Below are 19,464 nucleotides of genomic sequence, written 5' to 3' on the forward strand. Positions count from 1 at the left end.
CGCGAGAAATCGCGATTTTTTCTTTATTGATTTTTTGATAGTGTAGAGTTTTTATAGCCATAAGTAAAGTAAATAATAACTCCTACTGCTAAGGCTAATACAAATGCTATCCAAGTTTCAAGAGTATATTGAAGCATGAAGGACAGACAAATCAGAATAGACAAGATTGGTAAAAAAGGTACCAGAGGAGTTTTAAATTCTCCCTCTTTAGGTTCTCCCTTGTCTTTTCTTAATTTGATAATTCCATAAGCTAGGAGAATGAGATAAGCTAAAGTACAGATGTTTAGAAAGGCTGCGATACTTGATAGAGGGAAGATCCCAGCTGCAATTGCTGAAACAAGACCTGTTAAAATGGTCGCATTCTTTGGAACACGACTTGTCTTAGTCACTTCTTTAAAAGTCTTAGGCAACAACCCATCACGAGCCAAACTATAAATCATTCGAGACAAGGCGTATGTCATTGAAATACATACTGTAATCAAAGTAAAAATAGCAACCAGAGAAACATAATTAGCCGCCCAACCAATACCAATGCTTCTAAGAGCAAAAGCCACAGCATCATCAACATTGAGCTTGCTATAGTGAACAACACCAGTCAATACTAGGGTAACCAAAGCATAGAGAATGGTTACAATCATCAAGGATAAAACAATTCCACGTGGAATATTTTTCTGAGGATTTTGAATTTCATCAACTGCCATAGAAATGGACTCAAAACCTAAGAATCCAAAGAACATGAGCGAAGCACCTGCCATAATCCCAGTGCTTCCACCATAAATCTGCCCAAAACCAAATGGAGCAAAGTCTAACCAATTTTCAGGTTTAATGTACCAGACTCCAACTAAGATGAATAAAGCAAGAGCAGAAAATTTCAAGACTACTAGAATGGAATTAAAGCGCAAAGCTGTTTTTGAATTTAATAAGACAAGACCAGTAACAAGAAGAATGACTAAAATTGGCAGGAGATCAATATAGCTACCTTGTGCTTGGTTAAATGTCCCATTTAGAGCTTGAGGCAGAGAAATTCCATAATGACTAAGCAAACCTTTAAAGTAAGCAGCCCAACCTGAAGCCACACCAGAAACAGCTGTCATAAATTCCATAATGGTTAACCAGCCAGCTATCCAAGCAGGAAATTCTCCTAAAATTGCATATAAATAACTATAAGCACCACCAGTTGCTGGAACACGGGATGCAAACTCTGCAAAAAAGAGAGCAGATAAGGAAACACAGATAGCTGAGATAACGATAGATACAACAAGGGCTGGACCTGCTAATGTAGCTGCAGCTGTTCCTGTAATGGTAAAAATACCTGTTCCCACCATGGCCCCAATTCCCAAGAGAATTAAATCCCATAATTTCAGATGACGATGCATCTCTGTTTTACCTAGACTTACGTCTTTGGTTCTAAAAATATTCATAATTCATCTCCACTAACAATAATTGTTTTATTTTACCATAAAAAATGGAATTTGTGAATATTTATAAAATTGTATATAAAAAAACTGAACAAATTCATATTTGTTCAGTTTTTATTTATAATGTTTATCCGACAGATCCTTCCATTTCATAGCTAATCAAGCGGTTAAGCTCAACTGCATATTCCATTGGTAGTTCTTTGGTGAAGGGCTCTACAAATCCCATGACAATCATCTCGGTTGCCTCAGATTCTGACAAGCCACGACTCATGAGATAATAGAGTTGTTCTTCTGAAATCTTAGAAACCTTAGCTTCGTGTTCCAAAGCTACTTGTGAGTTGTGGATTTCATTAAATGGAATGGTATCTGATGCTGACAAGTCATCCATGATAATGGTATCACACTCAATGTGAGAAACAGATTTCTTAGAGTTCTTGTTAAAGGTTACTTGTCCACGATAGTCAACCTTTCCTCCACCTTTAGCGATGGATTTAGACACGATTGACGAGCTTGTATGTGGTGCACTGTGAATCATCTTAGCACCAGTATCTTGGTGTTGCCCTGCATTGGCAAAGGCAATCGAAAGCATAGTTCCACGCGCACCTTCTCCATCAAGGTAAACAGATGGGTATTTCATGGTTGTTTTGGCACCTAAGTTTCCATCAATCCACTCAACAGTCGCATCTTTCAAGGCTTTTGCACGTTTTGTTACCAAGTTATAGACATTATCAGACCAGTTTTGGATGGTTGTATAACGCATGTAAGCTCCGTCCAAGGCAAAGATTTCTACAATGGCAGCATGTAAGCTATTGCTTGAATAAGTAGGTGCTGTACATCCTTCAACATAGTGGACACTTGCTCCCTCATCAACGATGATTAAGGTACGTTCAAACTGTCCTGTATTTTCATTGTTGATACGGAAGTAGGTTTGTAGGGGAATATCAACTTTCACACCTTTAGGAACATAAATAAAGGTTCCACCTGACCATACTGCTGAGTTGAGTGCAGCCAACTTGTTATCAGTCGGAGGTACTAACTTCGCAAAGTATTGTTTAAACAAGTCTGGGTACTCTTTGAGGGCAGAATCTGTATCTGTAAAGATAATTCCTAACTTCTCAAATTCTTCCTTCATGTTGTGGTAAACCACTTCTGACTCATACTGGGCAGAAGCTCCAGCAAGATAAGCACGCTCAGCTTCAGGAATCCCAATACGTTCAAAGGTTTCTTTGATTTTTTCAGGAACTTCATCCCAAGAACGAGCTGGTTTATCAGATGGTTTTTGGTAGTAAATCAAGTCATCAAAATCAATCTCTGACAAGTCTGCTCCCCATGTTTGCATGGGCATTTTTTTGAAGGTTTCATAAGATTTCAAACGGAATTCTAACATCCACTCAGGCTCACCCTTAGCAGCGGACAATTCATGAATAACCTCTTCGTTCAATCCTTTACCTGTTGATAAGATTGGTTGCACATCATCATGGAAACCAAATTTATATTCACCAAGATCGATTGGTTTTGGTTCTACTCTTTCTTCAGCCATATTATCCTTTCTTTCATTCTTCATTTCTAGTGATTTATAAGACAAAGAAAGCTTGTCTTATTTGTTTTCTTGGTCTTCAATTGTTTTTTTAAGGGCGTTCCAAGCTAGGGTTGCGCATTTGATTCGTTGAGGAAACTTGGCAACTCCTGATAAGAAAGCTGCATCTCCAAGTTGATCTTGACGCTCATCCTTTTGACCTTGAACCATTTCAGAAAAGATGGTTGCAAGCTCTAGGATTTCTTGCTTGGTCTTTCCTAAGACTGCATCTGTCATCATACTAGCGGAAGCAGTTGAAATCGTACAACCAGAGTTTAGAAAAGCAATATCTTCCAAACGATTATCTGCATTAAACTTAACAGAGAGATTAATCACATCACCACAGGTTGGATTGTTGAGACTGATTTGCTCAGCATCATCTAATTTCCCTTGGTGATGGGGATTTTTCGAATGGTCCGCTACCACTGCCATATAAAGACTATCTAGTTTAGAAAGTGCCATTGAAAAACTCCTTTGTCTTTTGTAAGGCATCGACCAGCTTGTCGCAATCTGCCTTGGTATTGTAGATATAAAAACTTGCACGAGCTGTTGCTGGAACTTCTAAATACTGGAGCAAAGGTTGAGCACAATGGTGACCGGCACGAACCGCTACTCCTTCATAATCCAGAGCTGTCGCAAGGTCGTGAGGATGAAGGTCTCCTAGATTAAAGGCAATAACACCTGAACGTTGAGCTAAATCTTGCGAACCGTAAATGGTCAATCCCTCAATTGCCTGCAATTTTGGAAAGACATATGCGATCAATTCCTGTTCATGAGTTTCAATCACATCCATCCCAAGATTTTCAAGATAATCTACTGCAGCAGCAAGTCCAATCGCACCTGCCATGTTAGGAGTTCCAGCCTCGAATTTCCAAGGCAATTCCTTCCAACTTGCAGATTGTTCATAAACGAAATCAATCATCTCCCCACCAAATTCAACTGGTGACATTTGCTCCAAATACTTTTCTTTCCCATAAAGGACACCAATACCAGTCGGACCAGCCATCTTGTGACCTGAAAAGGCAAAGAAGTCTACATCCAAGTCCTGGACATCAATCTTCATATGTGGTGTAGACTGAGCACCATCTACCACCATAATAGCTCCAACTTCATGAGCCATTTGCGTGATTTCCTTGATAGGATTGACCACACCAAGAACGTTTGATGCGTGAGCTAGTGAAACAAATTTAACTTTGTCAGTCAATTTAGAACGCAAGTCATCCATATCCAGAGCTCCATCTTTGAGATAGACATAAACAAGCTCTGCCCCAGTCTTTCGGCAAGCTTCCTGCCATGGAATAATATTGGAATGGTGTTCCATGACTGAAATCAAGACCTGGTCATCTTCAGTCAAAATTTCCTCAGCGAAACGTGCCACCCAGTTGAGACTAGTCGTAGTTCCTCTTGTGAAGAGTACTTCCTTTGTCGAACCTGCGTTGATGAACTTACGAATGGTTTCACGAGCAGCTTCATAAGATGCTGTCGCTCGCTCCGCCAAGGTATGAACACCGCGGTGGACATTGGCATTATCCTGCTTATAGTAGCGATTAATGGCTTCTAGAACAGCTAGTGGTTTTTGTGTCGTCGCAGCATTGTCCAAATAAACCAGAGGTTCGTCATTGACAATCTGGTCTAAAATCGGAAAATCCTTGCGAATCACTTCTGCATCTAACATAGGCTTCCCCTTAGCGTTTTGACAATTTTTCTTCGATCGTCGCAATCATTTCATCACGAACTTCCTTGACAGGGATCTCAACGATAACGGATCCAAGGAAACCACGTACAACCAAGCGTTCCGCAGTCGCTTTATCCAAACCACGACTCATGAGGTAGTACATGTCTTCAGGGTCTACTTGACCGATAGAAGCTGCGTGTCCTGCAGTAACATCATTTTCATCAATCAAAAGAATTGGGTTAGCATCTGAACGAGCTTGGTCAGAAAGCATGAGAACACGACTTTCTTGTTGAGCATCTGCTCCCTTAGCACCCTTGATGATGTGTCCGATACCGTTAAATGTCAAGGTTGCTTTTTCAAGGATAACTCCATGTTGAAGGATATTACCGATAGAGTTGCAACCATAGTTAGTCACTCGAGTATCAATCCCTTGAACCTGACGGCCACTTGAAAGAGCAACAACCTTAAGGTCTGCATGGCTACCATTTCCAATCAAATCACTATCAAAGTCTGCAACAACATTTCCTTCGTTCATGACACCGATAGCCCAGTCAATACTTGCATCGTTGCCCAATTTACCTCGACGGCTAATGTAGGCTGTGACGTTCTCACCTATACGGTCAATCGCAGCAAACTTCACTTGCGCGCCTGAACGAGCAATCACTTCTACTGTGATATTGGCAGTTGCCTTAGCACTACCTTCACCGCGTGATTCTAAACGTTCGAGGTAGCTGATTTTAGAGTTTTTACCTGCAATGATTAGAATATGCTTGTTAAATGGCACATCGCTATCGCTGTCTTGGTAGAAAATACCTTCAATTGGTTCTGTGATTTCTACGTTATCTGGAATGTAGAGAACAGCACCACTGTTAAAGTAAGCAGTGTGATAAGCTGCCAACTTGTCATCGTCGTATTTAACAGATGACATGAAAAATTCTTCTACGAGTTCTGGAATTTCTTCTAAAGCTGAATGGAAGTCTGTGAAGACCACTCCTTGTTCAGCCAACTCAACTGGAATTTGTTCGAAAACAGTTTGAGTTCCAACCTGCACCAATTTCAAGTGATTATCTAAAGCAGTGAAATCAGGGACATTTGCTGACGGTTCACTTTCTGTAATAATTCCATCACCAAGATTCCAACGGTGAAATTTTACACGCTCAATGACTGGCAATTCCAAACTCTCAATCTTATCAAAGGCTTTTTGACGGAGGTCTGACAACCAGCTTGGTTCAGCGTGCATTTCTGAAAAAAGTTTAATAGTTTCTTTAGTCATTTACTTCTCCTAAAAGATACGAGGGAATTACAATTCTTCCTTGTAGTCATAGCCAAGTTCTTCAGCTAGTTTCGCGTATCCTTCACGTTCCAAACGTGCTGCCAATTCAGGACCACCAGAAAGTACTACACGACCTTCCATCATAACGTGTACCACATCTGGTGTGATATAGTTCAAGAGACGTTGGTAGTGAGTAATGATCATAGCACCAAAACCTTCACCACGCATAGCATTGACACCTTTAGAGACAACTTTAAGAGCATCAATATCAAGACCTGAGTCAATCTCATCCAAGAGGGCAAAAGTTGGTTCCAACATCAAAAGTTGAAGAATTTCGTTACGTTTTTTCTCACCACCTGAGAAACCTTCGTTGAGGTAACGCTCTGCCATTTCTTCTTTCATGTTGAGCAATTCCATTTTTTCGTCTAACTTAGTGATAAATTCACGAACTGAAATCTTCTCATCATCTTCTTTACCAGCATTCATAGCTGCACGAAGAAACTCAGCATTTGTAATCCCAGGAATTTCTGATGGATATTGCATGGCAAGGAAAAGTCCCATACGCGCACGCTCATCCACTTCCAATTCAAGGATGTTTACACCGTCAAACAAGACTTCCCCTTTAGTGACTTCATAGTTTGGGTTCCCCATAATAGCAGCTGAAAGAGTCGACTTACCTGTACCATTTGGTCCCATGATAGCTGCAATTTCCCCTGTTTTAAGAGTCAGGTTGACCCCTTTTAAAATTTCTTTTCCTTCAATTTCAACGTGAAGATCTTTGATCTCTAATACTGACATGATAGTTCCTTTCTTTTCATCCTTTTTACTGTATTTACCTGAAACTTAACCTTTTTAAATCCCTATAAAAACACGGTAAAATGTCAATAAATATACCTTAATAGTATAACAAAAAAAAGCCTAAAAGGCTTTGATTTTGTCTAGAAGCTAGGAGCTACTTCTTCCCTTGAAAATGATCATCTATAGCGCTCACAATTTTACCCATGATATAGCTCACGCGAAAATTTCTTAGGATCAAAATAGCCCAAAGCAAGGCCACGATATACCGTTGCTCCATGATGGATTCATTAAAGAAATAAGTCTCGGCAGCAGTAAATAAGGCCATAATTATAAATTGTTGTCTGTTCATCGTATTATGTTACAAAATCCTTTTAATCTTCTGCTATGGTCACTTTATCCGCTAGAAATTCAAATCCTTGAGGAAGGACAGATTCTTCAACTTCTTCCTTAACCGGTTGACCTTGAGACGATTTAGCCTTCGCTGAGAAATCAGCTCTGACTTCTTTCCACTCGTCCATAGATATAGCAAGAATCTCTGGTGAAAATCCCGCTGCTTGACTAAGGATATTACCAAACATGGTGTTGAGATTATCACGTTTCATGGTCTGACCAGCATTGAAGTTAGATTCAAATGCAAGAATCGCATGGTGCTCATTAGCCGCAACAGGTTGAGAACCGACTAAAAGTGCCTTATCAGGACCTGACAAACTTTCAATAACTTCACCCCAAGCATTTTGTAGACGAATTAGATTTTGACGGGCTAAATCAGGATTTTCAACAGCTTCTTGAAGAATAGACTGAACCTTATTGCGATCTACGCGATAAATTGACTTGCTGTTAACTGGACGACTCGGTGTTGGTGTAGTCTGCTTAGGACTCGTATTAACATTTGCTAGGGCCTGTTTCAATCGCGTAACTTCTTCTCTAAGTGAGGCTAATTCTCCACTTGTATCATCTGATAATGTTGGTTTTGAATCTATCTCTGCCAAACGAATAGTCATCATTTCAGCATAAATCTTAGGCTGTAAGCTAGCCTTGATATCAGCTAAACTACTAGTCGCAATTCCAATCATTTCAAACAAAACAGCCTGTGAAAGACCTAGGTTATCCTTAAAGAGATCACTATGGTGAGTATTCTCCCCACCAGTTTGGACAATCAAAATATCCCGTAGATACTGCAACAAATCCGTTACAAATCGTGTCATGCTTTTTCCGTTATCAAAAATCAAATTAAGATTTTCCAAAGCACGAGTCACATCTTTTTGTGCCAAGGCAGCCACATAATTATCCAAAGCACTTAGACTAATAGTCCCCGTAATTTCCTCAGAAACAGCTGTTGTTAATCTAGCATCTTGAGTCAAGCTCAATGCTTGGTCTAAAATGGACAAAGCATCCCGCATACCACCTTCTGCTCTACGAGCGATAATCTCAACAGCTTCAGTTTCATAAGCAATCCCTTCCCTCTCTAAAATATGGAAGATATGATCTCGAATATCCTGAGTTCTAATAGATTTAAACTCGAAGCGTTGAACACGAGACAAGATAGTTGCAGGAATTTTATGCAACTCTGTCGTTGCCAGAATAAAAACGACATTTGGAGTAGGTTCTTCCAGTGTTTTCAAAAGAGCATTAAAGGCACCTGTTGAAAGCATATGGACCTCGTCAATGATATAGACCTTATACTGAGCTATACTTGGAGCATAGGTTGATTTATCACGGATATCACGAATTTCATCAACCCCATTATTAGAAGCAGCATCCATTTCGATAACGTCTTCTAAACTTCCTTCCGTTACCGCTTGACAGATATAACAGTTATTACAAGGTTCTCCCCCTACTTGATTAGGGCAGTTCATAGCCTTGGCAAATATTTTGGCTACACTGGTTTTACCAGTTCCACGAGGCCCTGAAAATAGGTAGGCGTGACTAATCTTATCCTGCTCCACAGCCTGTTTAAGTGTTCGAGCAATAACATCCTGGCCCACTAACTGTGAAAATTTTTGACTTCTGTATTTTCGATAAAGCGCCTGATACATTATGCTTTCTCCTCAAACATTGAAAATATCCATTCTGTTTTTTCCAACAAAATGGCAACAAACTCTTCTAAATACTGTTGATCAATGTGATCATAATCATCTACATAAGATGAATCCAAATCTAACACTCCGAGAAGCTGTCCATCTTTTACCATTGGAAGAACAATCTCACTACGAGCACTACTATCGCAAGAAATATAGTTGGGATAGGTCTTTACATCTCCAACAATGACCGTTTGACGGCTAGCCGCAGACTCTCCACAAACGCCTTTTCCAAGTGGGATTCTAACACATGAAACTCCACCTTGAAAAGGCCCTAAAATAAGCTCATTTCCGTCATATAAATAGAAACCTGCAAAGACAGTACGAGGAAAGTTCATTTTTAAGAGAGCACTGGCATTTGATAGATTAGCCAACACATTGGTCTCACCTTCTAAAAGTCCAGTGAGCTGAGCATTGACCATTTGATAAATTGATTCTTTTTCGGAATATAACATAAAACCATTATATCAAAAAATACTAGTTGAAAAAAGAAAAATCCCTTGTTTTAACAACAAAGGATTTGTAATTAAATCTGATTGATTAAAGTTCGATGTCTCCGAACAAGTCAGCCATTGAGAATCCAGTCTGAGTTTCTGGAAGTTCAAAGTCACGTTTTTCCTGACGTTTTGGACGACGTGGACGTGGAGCACGTTTTTCTTCGTTTTGTCCTTCTTCTTGAGCTGGACGTTCTTCAAGAGCCTTGATAGAAAGTGAAACGCGTTCTGCATCAGCGTTAACATCAAGAACTTTAACAGTAACTTCTTGACCAACTGTAAGAGCTTCTTTTGGATTTTCAATACGTTTGTGTGAAATTTGTGATACGTGAACAAGTCCATCGATACCTGGCAATACTTCAACAAATGCACCGAAGTCAGTCAAACGTTTAACTGTTCCTTCTACAACGTCACCTTTAGCCAATTTTTGCTCAACGCCATCCCATGGTCCAGGTGTTGTTGCTTTAAGTGAAAGTGATACACGTCCTTCTTCTTCGTTAAGATCAAGGATTTTCACTTCAACTTCTTCACCAACAGTTACAACTGATTTTGGTGAAACGTTACGTTCGTGTGACAATTCAGTCAAGTGAACCAATCCATCAACACCACCAAGGTCGATGAAAGCACCGAAGCTTGTGATACGAGCAACTTTACCAGTTACTACATCACCAGCAGCCAATTTACCGAAAACTTCTGCACGAGCTGCTGCAGTAGCTGCTTCTACAACTTCACGACGTGAAAGGATGAAGCGGTTTTCTTTAGGGTCAACTTCTTTGATTTTAGCTTCAAATTCTTGACCTACAAAACGCTCAGTGTTACGTACGAAACGAGTATCCAACATTGAAGCTGGGATAAATCCACGTAAACCTTCAAATTCTACTGAAAGTCCACCTTTAACAGCGCGAGTTCCTTTGACTGTAACAACTTCTTCTTCGCGTCCTACAAGTTTGTCCCATGCTTTGCGAGCTTCAAGGCGTTTTTTAGATACAAGGTATGTTACTGTATCAGTATCTTTACCAACTACTTGACGAAGTACAAGAACGTCAAATACTTCACCTACTTTTACAAAGTCATTGATATCTGCATCGCGATCGTTTGTCAATTCGCGAAGAGTCAAGACACCTTCAACACCAGTTCCTGAGATTGCAACGTTAGCTTGATTAGCATCAACTGTCAATACTTCAGCACTAACAACATCACCAGGTTCAACTTGGCTAACGCTATTTAGCAAATCTTCAAATTCATTCATCTAAAAAATCCTCCAACAATCAAGTTTTTTAACTTGACATACTTATAATTTTTTTCCTAAGCACCCGCAACGACATGAACATCTCGAACGTCCTTCAATTATAAAAATAAAATACCCTAAGATATTTTTCTTTTTATCTTGAATTTATTACCTAAGAACTGGGGTAGCTGGATTCGAACCAACGCATGAGGGAGTCAAAGTCCCTTGCCTTACCGCTTGGCTATACCCCAAAAGTGAAATGGAGAGAGAGGGATTCGAACCCCCGAACCCGAAGGAGCGGATTTACAGTCCGCCGCGTTTAGCCTCTTCGCTATCTCTCCGACAATCAACGAAAACTATTATATCATGAAAAAATGCAAAAAACAAGCACTATTTTGCTAAATTATAGTTTTCAATCAATATTTCCACAGCTTTTTCAAGATTCTTGTAAAAACTATCGACATTTCCATTCTTTATGATTGCAAATTGGTTGTCTAGTTCGGCAATTTCACCGATTAACTTTTTACCAATCATTAAGGTATAACCATCGTAGTTATCTTTTCCAACTGCTACTTTAGCATCTGATAATTGAATCTCAATTTTTTTATCTTTTTTGCTCATACCATACCTCTTTTCACTTTTTCTATTTTACAAGAAATTCCCTAATCTAGCAAGAAAAAACTCTCTATCAAGCTTATCTTGATAAAGAGTTCCTTGAATCGTCTAGAGAATTTTTTTCCTTGAATTTTAGTCCATTAATGGGTTGCTCCACCAACTATTTTCAAGTCCTTATCTTTGTAGTCTACGATAGCACCAATCGCAGCTTCGATACCTCGGACAATATCTCTTAAGCACATGGATGCAGTATTAGGCTTATTTACCACTTGTTCGGCCATATAGGGAATATGCATAAAGCCTGCTCTCATATTTGGAAATTTCTTATCCGCTAAATAGAGAAGCTGATACATCAAATGGTTGCAAACAAAGGTTCCAGCTGTATTGGATACTGTAGCTGGTAGTCCTTCCTCTTTTATGGCTTGTACCATTGCTTTGATAGGGAGTGTACTAAAATAAGCAGCTTCTCCATCTAGGCGAATAGGTGTATCAATCGGTTGATTTCCTTGGTTATCTGGAATCCTTGCATCATCTTGATTGATGGCAACTCGTTCAGGAGTTAAACTAGCTCTACCTCCTGCTTGTCCGATGCAGAGTACCACATCTGGTTGATAACGGACAATTTCTGCTTCTAAAACCTCTGCTGATTTATAAAAGACTGTTGGAATCTCTACCCAGCGTATCTCCGCTCCATGAATTACAGACGGTAATGATTTAACTGCTTCCAGAGCTGGATTGACCTTTTCACCACCGAAAGGATCAAAACCTGTAACTAATATTTTCATTTTATTTCCTTTGCTAAAACGCCAAATAGTACATCAAAAATACGTGGATGAAAATCATGATAATAGCAACTCCTACTTGCGCTTTGATGACACCATTTGGATCTTTCATCTCCAAAAGTGCTGCCGGTAATGCATTAAAGTTAGCAGCCATTGGAGTTAGTAATGTCCCACAGCACCCTGCCGTCATTGCTAGAGCAGCTGCTACAATTGGATCAGCTCCCAAGGAAAATACAAAGGGAACACCAATCCCGACAGTAATAACAGTGAAAGCAGCAAAGACATTACCCATTATCATGGAGAATAGAACCATCCCAATGACATAAGCTACTACTCCCATAAAACGACTACCCGAAGGTACTAGACCACTTATCAAGTGAGAAATCAAGTCTCCAACTCCAGCTACAGTAAAAATAGCCCCTAAAGCTCCTAAAAGTTGAGGAACAATCCCACTAGTTGAGACTTGCTGAACCATACGATTGTTTTCTACTAACAAGCTCTTAGGAGAACTCTTAGTAATCAAAAGGAGAGACAGGGTTGCGAAAAATGCTGCAAGGCTGATAGCAATCTTACTAAAATCGGGAATCACTTTTGCTAATACCAAAGCGATCAAAGCCATCAGCATGACCGGAATAAAAATTTTATTCTTTAATCGTTTGGCTTCAATATTTGCCTTGACTTCATCCAGAGTCGGTAAGGTTCCGATACGAACCTGTTTAAAGAGCGTCAGTAGGGCCAACAACACTACAATAACACCAAGCAATATCGATGGTAAATAGGAACCACCGATAAAACTGATACCCAATAAAGCCCAAAACCCAGCTGTTCCAAAGCGAACTGGGTTTGTTTTATCTTTATAGCTACAATAAGCCGTATGAAGGAATTGACAACCAATCACAATATAGGTCAACTCTAATAACTGTCTTGCTAGATTGGTCATTCTTCTTTTCCTTTACTAACCTTTTTTGCTAGCAGTCTTTTATCAAACAGGTAATTGTACAACCCTACCACAAGCAAGGCAACTCCTGCAACAATAAGAGAAGCCGAAGCGATACCTGCATAATTACTTTCGTAACCTAATTGGTCCAGAGTGCCCCCAACTAAGAGGACACCACCTGCACCAACGAAAGTATTCTGAGCAAAGAAATTTGCAAAATTATCATTTGCTGCTGCACGCGCTTTTAGCGCTTCGCTTTCCTGCTCTGTTAATTTTCTACCTAATTGTGACTCTGCTGCTGCCTGTCCCATGGGTTGAACCAAGGGTCTTACAAACTGCGGATGTCCTCCGATACGAATGGCAAAGAAGCTGTCAAGTTCCCGAAAAAAGAAATAAACGGTATAAAAACTTCCTACGGTCAGCCCCTTTATCCTTTGGATCAAGTCAATCGACCGTTGCTTGAGGCCAAAAGTTTCAGATAATCCTACCAGGGGTAAGGTTACCATAAAAATCGTCAGAACTCGTTGATTGCTAAATTCTCTTCCTAAAATTTCCAAGAACTCAACAAGAGAAACTCCAGAAACTAGAGCTGTAACTAAACTAGCTAAGACTACCGTTGCAATGGTATCTAACTTATAGATAAAACCAATCACAATGATAACTATTCCTATTAGTTTAATCCATTCCATATAGGCCCCTTTATTCCAAAAATTCTAGTCTGGTTTATTTGACATGACTTTCTAGTTCTTTTTGGTATTTATTGTTTGATTCCAATTTCTCTTTTTGCCATTTTTCAAGAGCTTCTTGGTATTCTTTAGCCGTTACAATCTCTTTTTGCAATTTCATTCCCTTGAAGATATATGGATCACCCTTAATACCTACTTGTGAGTAAGGTTTAGAGAACGGAACGATGTTGCTGACTACTGGTGAACCACCTGATGAAGCTGTTGGCATCAAGAGAGAACTATCAGTGAGCCATGCTTGCGCTTTGGCATATTTTTCATATCTCTTGTCCAAGTCATTTGTCTCAGAAACTGCATCATCCAAGAGTTTCTTGTATTCGTCCAGACCAAGTTGAGCTACTACTTCCTTGTCTTTACCTTTCGTAATACCAAGGTGTTTCATAGCAGAACCAGTTTTAGGATCCATGATATTTAGATAACTTGCTGGGTCTTGATAGCTTGGAGCCCAACCAGTACTGTTCAAGTCATAGTCTTTTTGAGCAGGAACACGTGCTTGAGATGTAATACTTTCCTTCTCGTTATCAGTCATCTGAAGAACATCGATCACGACATTTTCAGAACCAAGAGTTGACTCGATTGATTGTTTAAAGGAATTGCTTTGTTGAACGGCGATTGTATCTGTCTGTTCAACTGGAACATCCAAGTGAATTGGGAAGGTTACACCTTTTGCTTCCAATTCTTTCTTAGCTTTCTCAAATGAAGCCTTAGCTTTGTCAGGATTGTAGATGGTATCTTTTCCGTCTACAAGCTCAACGCCTTTCCATTGTTCTCCATAGTTTACCAATTCTGCTTGAGCGATATCACCAAAGTTTTTACCTCCAGATTGTACAAAGTTATCTGGAACTAGACTGTTACGAATAATCTTGTCCGCACCATCTTCACCATTGAGCTGTGCAGCATATGAATGACGGTTGAAGGCAAAGTTGATTGCTTGACGGAAGTCCTTGTTCAACATCGCTTCTTTTGTAGAAGTTTTCTGTTCTTCACTTGTTTTCGCAGTCTTATTGTAAGATTGACGGTTTACGTTAAAGGTAAAGTAATAACTAGTTGAATCCTGTGGACTGTATGTGATTTTATCTCCGTATTGTTCCAATGTAGAAGCAAAGTTTGAGCTACTTGGGAAGATACGAGCTGTTGTATAAACACCTGAAGAGAAGCTACGGATTAATGATTCTTGGTCTGAACCATCATAGTAGGTCAATTTTACTTTCTCAATTTTAACCTTTTCTTTATCCCAATAATTTGGGTTCTTTTCGTATTCGATTAAAGATTTTGAAGTTAATGTCTTCAGGATATACGGACCGTTATAAAGAATACCAGATGGACTTACTGCTCCGTAGTTCTTACCTGAAGCTTTGAGGAATTCCTCGTTTACCGGCAACATGGTTGCTGAAGTTACTTTCGAATTCCAGAAACTTTCAGGTGCATTAAGAGTATACTGGACTGTGTAGTCATCTAATGCCTTAACTCCAACTGTAGAGAAGTCATTAGTCTCACCAGTCATATATTCATTTAAGCCCTTAATGGAGTTTTGAATAAGAGTAACACCGTCTGATTTACCATCTGCTACGTGTTTTAGTCCAGTAACAAAGTCATGCGCAGTTACTTCAGCATATTCTTCACCCTCTGATGTATACCATTTAACTCCTTTACGAAGTTTATAAGTATAAGTCAAACCGTCTTGTGAGACACTCCAATCCTCAGCGAGGGAAGGAATCAAATTCCCATATTCGTCGTTTTCCAACAATCCATCAACAACGTTACCAATAATATCCGTTGTTGAAGTACGAGTTGCAATACTGTAGTCCAAAGATGATGGGTCTACTCCATAGACATAAGAGAAGGTTGTAGGTGCATCTGCTTCTTTATCAGCTTTACCACAAGCCACAAGAAGAACTGCTGTACTCAGGACAACTCCTGCTGTTAACATCCACTTTTTCGTTTTCATAAAGATCTCCTTTAATAATTTTTAATCTACTTTTACAATCCAACCTTCTGGCGCTTCAATGTCACCAAATTGGATACCTGTCAATTCATCGTATAGTTTACGAGTTACTGGACCAACCTCTGTTTCACTGTAGAAAACATGGAAATCATCACCGTGTTGGATTCCCCCAATAGGTGAGATTACTGCTGCTGTTCCACAGGCACCTGCTTCTACAAATCGAGCCAGACTATCAATTGGTACATCCCCCTCGACAGGCTTCAATCCTAAACGATGTTCTGCTAAGTAAAGCAAAGAGTACTTGGTAATCGATGGTAAGATTGACGGACTCAGTGGCGTTACGAACTCGTTGTCAGCTGTAATCCCAAAGAAGTTTGCTGAACCAACTTCTTCAATCTTAGTGTGGGTTGATGGGTCTAGATAAATAACATCTGAGAAATGACGGGATTTAGCCATTTTTCCTGGCAAAAGACTAGCGGCATAGTTACCACCGACCTTGGCAGCTCCTGTTCCATTCGGTGCAGCACGGTCATACTCATCTTGAATCAAGAAGTTTGTTGGAACCAATCCACCCTTAAAGTAATTTCCAACTGGCATAGCAAAGATAGTGAAAATATACTCCTCGGCTGGTTTTACCCCGATGATATCTCCGACACCAATCAAGAGTGGACGGAGGTAGAGGGTTCCACCAGTCCCATAAGGTGGTACGTAGTCCTCATTAGCACGAACAACTGCTTTACATGCTTCTACAAACATTTCTGTTGGCACTTGTGGCATCAATAGACGATCACAGGTGCGTTGCAGACGTTTGGCATTTTCATCTGGACGAAAGAGTTGAATACTGCCATCCTTTGTACGATAGGCTTTCAATCCTTCAAACGCTTGCTGTCCATAGTGAAGGCTTGGAGATGATTCTGAAATATGCAAGGTTGCATCTTCTGTTAATTCTCCTTGAGTCCATTGTCCATTTTTAAAATAAGCGATATAACGATAAGGTAGTTTCATATAGGAAAAACCGAGATTTTCCCAATCAATCGTAACGGTCATGACAATCTCCTTTATTCTAATCAAAACTATGTGTTCTATTCTACACTATTCTCCTAAAAATTCAAGTATTATTTGTAATTTTCTGAAAATTTTACTTATAAAAAATCAGTCACTAGGACTGACTTTCTTATTAATTATCTTTTTCTTCTTTAAAGACTTCTTTGAGGTAGGCATCGAAAATTTCCTCGTCTGAAATAGTATCTGAGATAAAGCTCCCATTACTTGTGCGCTCTGATAGATTCAAATCTTGCAGAATTGCTTCGTAAATCGTTCCATTATTTGATTGGATAACAAGAGTTTGCTCTCCATCTTCTACTTCTGTACTAAAGAGATCTCCAACAAATCCTTGTTCAGAAACTGCACCAGCCACAAATACGCGATGTGGTTTGCTCTTCAATTCTCTCAGAACCTGAAGGCCACGCTTAGCACGACTGGTTGCTGGAATTTCCTCTGTTGAAACACGTTTCAAGCTTCCACGTTGGGTTAACAGATAGAAGGATGAAGTATTGCAGATAAAGGCAGCTTGAAGCTCATCATCTGCTTTCAGATTCATAGCTTTAACACCTGCAGCCTTGGCTCCAACAACTGGAACCTCTTCGATATTAAAGCGAAGGGCATATCCATTTTTACTAATCAACAAAACATCATCCAATTTAATCGGAGCTACTGCTACAATCTGGTCAGTCTCATCTTTCAACTTGGCATATTTGACCGATTTAGAACGATAGGTTCTCCATGGAGAGAATTCTTTACGTTCTACACGTTTGATTTGTCCAAGGCGAGTCGCTGCAAAGTAGGTCGTCGCATCGTCAAACTGATTCACTACTTCGACGTAAAGTACTTCTTCAGTGGTTTCAAAGTTTGTAATCGTTTGGCTCAAGTGCTCCCCGATATCCTTCCAACGAATATCTGCTAATTCATGGACAGGGCGGTAAATGACATTCCCAAGCGTTGTAAAAATTAAGAGATGCTGAGTAGTTTTGACAGATTGAACGAATAGCAATCGATCGTCATCCCGTTTACCAATTTCCTCTAACGTTGAAGCTGAGAAAGAACGAGGGCTAGTACGCTTGATATAGCCAGCCTTCGTCACGCTGACATAGGTATCTTCCTCTGCGATAAGGCTAGCTGTATCAATCTCGATCACTTTTGCTGTATCTTCTAAAGAACTCAAACGAGGTGTCGCAAACTGTCTCTTGACCTCACGAAGTTCTTTTTTCATGAGATTGTACATAGTCCGTTCGTCACCAATGATAGCCGCTAGCATAGCAATCTTCTCACGAAGTTCTGCTTCTTCTTCTTGCAAGACAACCACGTCTGTATTGGTCAAACGGTACAGTTGCAAGGTAACGATGGCCTCAGCCTGTTCTTCAGTAAAATCATAACTGACCTTGAGGTTTTCCTTGGCATCAGCCTTGTTCTCAGAAGCACGGATAAGAGCAATGACTTCATCTAAAATAGAGATGACACGAATCAAACCTTCCACGATATGGAGACGTTTTTCAGCCTTTTCCTTGTCAAAGCGAGAACGTGCCAAGATGACCTCACGACGGTGGGCAATATAACTAGACAAGATTGGCACAATTCCAACCTGACGAGGGGTGAAATTGTCAATCGCAACCATGTTGAAGTTGTAGTTGATTTGTAAGTCAGTATACTTGAAAAGGTAGTTGAGAACAAGCTCGGTGTTCGCATCTTTCTTGAGTTCGATAGCAATGCGAAGACCGTCACGGTCAGACTCATCACGAACCTCAGCGATACCTGCTACCTTGTTATTGACACGAACTTCATCGATTTTCTTGACCAAGTTAGCCTTATTAATCTCATAGGGAATCTCAGTGATAACGATTTGTTCCTTACCACCTTTCAGTTTCTCAATTTCAGTCTTGGAACGAACAACCACGCGCCCCTTACCAGTTTCATAGGCCTTTTTGATTTCGTCACGACCTTGGATGATAGCTCCTGTAGGAAAGTCTGGCCCAGGTAAGAATTCCATGAGCTTATCAACCTTAGCAGTTGGGTGATCAATCATGTAGACTGTCGCATCGATAACTTCAGCCAAATTATGCGGTGGAATATCTGTCGCATAACCAGCTGAAATACCTGTCGAACCATTGACTAAAAGGTTTGGAAAGGCTGCTGGTAAGACAGTTGGTTCTTTCTCGGTATCGTCAAAGTTCCAAGCAAAGGGAACTGTCTTTTTCTCGATATCTTGAAGAAGGTAACCTGCAATCTCTGACAAACGGGCCTCGGTATAACGCATAGCTGCAGGCGGATCTCCGTCCATAGAACCATTGTTACCGTGCATTTCAACCAGAATCTCACGGTTCTTCCAGTCCTGAGACATACGAACCATAGCATCATAAATAGAACTATCTCCATGTGGGTGGAAATTACCCATGATGTTCCCGACAGACTTGGCCGACTTACGGTAGCTCTTATCAAAAGTATTGCCATCCTTATTCATAGAATAAAGAATACGGCGTTGAACCGGCTTCAATCCATCCCTAATGTCTGGCAAAGCCCGGTCTTGAATGATGTACTTGGAGTAGCGACCAAAGCGCTCTCCCATGATGTCCTCCAAGGACATATTTTGGATATTACTCATATAAGATACAAAGGGACGTTTCGGCCTGCCGAAAATTTCTGTAGAAAAATAGGAAATCGATGCAGGGTTCGATGAACCCAAGGCGATTTATCTTTTTTCCCAAGAAATTAGTCCCGTGTTCAGTTACCTCTAGTAACCAAACTATCCTTTCTGTAGTTTAAAATACGTTTTAAAAGATGCGTCAGGAGTTTTCACACAGTATTTAGGGCGTGTTCAACTCCTTTCAAAAAATGTAGAGTAGTTTTAT

The 19,464-nt window shown here is 40.1% G+C and carries 17 protein-coding genes and 2 tRNA genes; all 19 read right to left on the bottom strand.

Going from position 1 to position 19,464, the window contains the following annotated elements:
* Positions 1 to 23 precede the first annotated feature (23 nt).
* Positions 24 to 1,421 carry an APC family permease gene (locus QM810_RS02605; RefSeq protein ID WP_414253755.1) on the bottom strand — a complete coding sequence of 466 codons (1,398 nt, stop codon included), beginning with the start codon at positions 1,419 to 1,421 and terminating at the stop codon, positions 24 to 26.
* Positions 1,422 to 1,545: 124 nt separating this feature from the next.
* Entirely contained in the window at positions 1,546 to 2,958 is a 1,413-nt protein-coding gene (gene sufB / locus QM810_RS02610; RefSeq protein ID WP_414253756.1) for a Fe-S cluster assembly protein SufB, read from the bottom strand.
* Positions 2,959 to 3,015: 57 nt separating this feature from the next.
* Complete coding sequence (gene sufU / locus QM810_RS02615; RefSeq protein ID WP_414253757.1) at positions 3,016 to 3,456, bottom strand: Fe-S cluster assembly sulfur transfer protein SufU; 441 nt, start codon at positions 3,454 to 3,456, stop codon at positions 3,016 to 3,018.
* Positions 3,443 to 4,669, bottom strand: coding sequence for a cysteine desulfurase (locus QM810_RS02620; RefSeq protein WP_414253758.1), 1,227 nt, complete (start codon positions 4,667 to 4,669; stop codon positions 3,443 to 3,445). Before QM810_RS02620 ends, sufU begins: the two co-directional genes overlap by 14 nt.
* Before the next feature lie 10 nt (positions 4,670 to 4,679).
* Positions 4,680 to 5,942 carry a Fe-S cluster assembly protein SufD gene (sufD, locus tag QM810_RS02625; RefSeq protein ID WP_414253759.1) on the bottom strand — a complete coding sequence of 421 codons (1,263 nt, stop codon included), beginning with the start codon at positions 5,940 to 5,942 and terminating at the stop codon, positions 4,680 to 4,682.
* 27 nt (positions 5,943 to 5,969) lie between these two features.
* Positions 5,970 to 6,740: a Fe-S cluster assembly ATPase SufC gene (gene sufC / locus QM810_RS02630; RefSeq protein WP_000114489.1), complete on the bottom strand. Its 771-nt coding sequence runs from the start codon at positions 6,738 to 6,740 to the stop codon at positions 5,970 to 5,972.
* A 154-nt stretch (positions 6,741 to 6,894) separates the two neighbouring features.
* Positions 6,895 to 7,089, bottom strand: a complete 195-nt coding sequence (locus tag QM810_RS02635) for a DUF3272 family protein (protein ID WP_004253242.1) — start codon at positions 7,087 to 7,089, stop codon at positions 6,895 to 6,897.
* 22 nt (positions 7,090 to 7,111) lie between these two features.
* Positions 7,112 to 8,776 carry a DNA polymerase III subunit gamma/tau gene (dnaX, locus tag QM810_RS02640; protein WP_414253760.1) on the bottom strand — a complete coding sequence of 555 codons (1,665 nt, stop codon included), beginning with the start codon at positions 8,774 to 8,776 and terminating at the stop codon, positions 7,112 to 7,114.
* Entirely contained in the window at positions 8,776 to 9,273 is a 498-nt protein-coding gene (locus QM810_RS02645; RefSeq protein WP_414253761.1) for a GAF domain-containing protein, read from the bottom strand. Before QM810_RS02645 ends, dnaX begins: the two co-directional genes overlap by 1 nt.
* An 85-nt stretch (positions 9,274 to 9,358) precedes the next feature.
* The gene (gene rpsA / locus QM810_RS02650; protein WP_004253232.1) at positions 9,359 to 10,561 is read right to left on the bottom strand and encodes a 30S ribosomal protein S1; all 1,203 of its coding nucleotides are present in this window, start codon (positions 10,559 to 10,561) and stop codon (positions 9,359 to 9,361) included.
* A 158-nt stretch (positions 10,562 to 10,719) separates the two neighbouring features.
* Positions 10,720 to 10,791 (bottom strand) — tRNA-Gln (locus tag QM810_RS02655).
* A gap of 9 nt (positions 10,792 to 10,800) precedes the next feature.
* Positions 10,801 to 10,881 (bottom strand) — tRNA-Tyr (locus tag QM810_RS02660).
* 49 nt (positions 10,882 to 10,930) lie between these two features.
* On the bottom strand, positions 10,931 to 11,161 hold the full coding sequence (locus QM810_RS02665; protein ID WP_178894876.1) for a DUF2969 domain-containing protein: 231 nt from the start codon (positions 11,159 to 11,161) through the stop codon (positions 10,931 to 10,933).
* Between the two features lie 134 nt (positions 11,162 to 11,295).
* Entirely contained in the window at positions 11,296 to 11,940 is a 645-nt protein-coding gene (gene pcp, locus QM810_RS02670) for a pyroglutamyl-peptidase I (RefSeq protein ID WP_414253762.1), read from the bottom strand.
* A 13-nt stretch (positions 11,941 to 11,953) separates the two neighbouring features.
* A complete protein-coding gene (locus tag QM810_RS02675) occupies positions 11,954 to 12,877 on the bottom strand; it encodes a DUF979 domain-containing protein (RefSeq protein ID WP_414253763.1) in 924 nt (307 codons plus the stop codon).
* A complete protein-coding gene (locus QM810_RS02680; RefSeq protein ID WP_414253764.1) occupies positions 12,874 to 13,563 on the bottom strand; it encodes a 5-oxoproline transporter, DUF969 family subunit in 690 nt (229 codons plus the stop codon). The genes QM810_RS02675 and QM810_RS02680 overlap by 4 nt, the downstream gene beginning before the upstream one ends.
* A 34-nt stretch (positions 13,564 to 13,597) precedes the next feature.
* The gene (locus QM810_RS02685; RefSeq protein WP_414253765.1) at positions 13,598 to 15,565 is read right to left on the bottom strand and encodes a peptide ABC transporter substrate-binding protein; all 1,968 of its coding nucleotides are present in this window, start codon (positions 15,563 to 15,565) and stop codon (positions 13,598 to 13,600) included.
* Between the two features lie 21 nt (positions 15,566 to 15,586).
* A complete protein-coding gene (locus tag QM810_RS02690; protein ID WP_414253766.1) occupies positions 15,587 to 16,609 on the bottom strand; it encodes a branched-chain amino acid aminotransferase in 1,023 nt (340 codons plus the stop codon).
* Between the two features lie 130 nt (positions 16,610 to 16,739).
* Entirely contained in the window at positions 16,740 to 19,217 is a 2,478-nt protein-coding gene (gene parC / locus QM810_RS02695) for a DNA topoisomerase IV subunit A (protein ID WP_414253767.1), read from the bottom strand.
* Between the last annotated feature and the right edge of the window lie 247 nt (positions 19,218 to 19,464).

It is taken from the genome of Streptococcus infantis (genome assembly GCF_047464155.1).
Lineage (GTDB): Bacteria > Bacillota > Bacilli > Lactobacillales > Streptococcaceae > Streptococcus > Streptococcus infantis_U.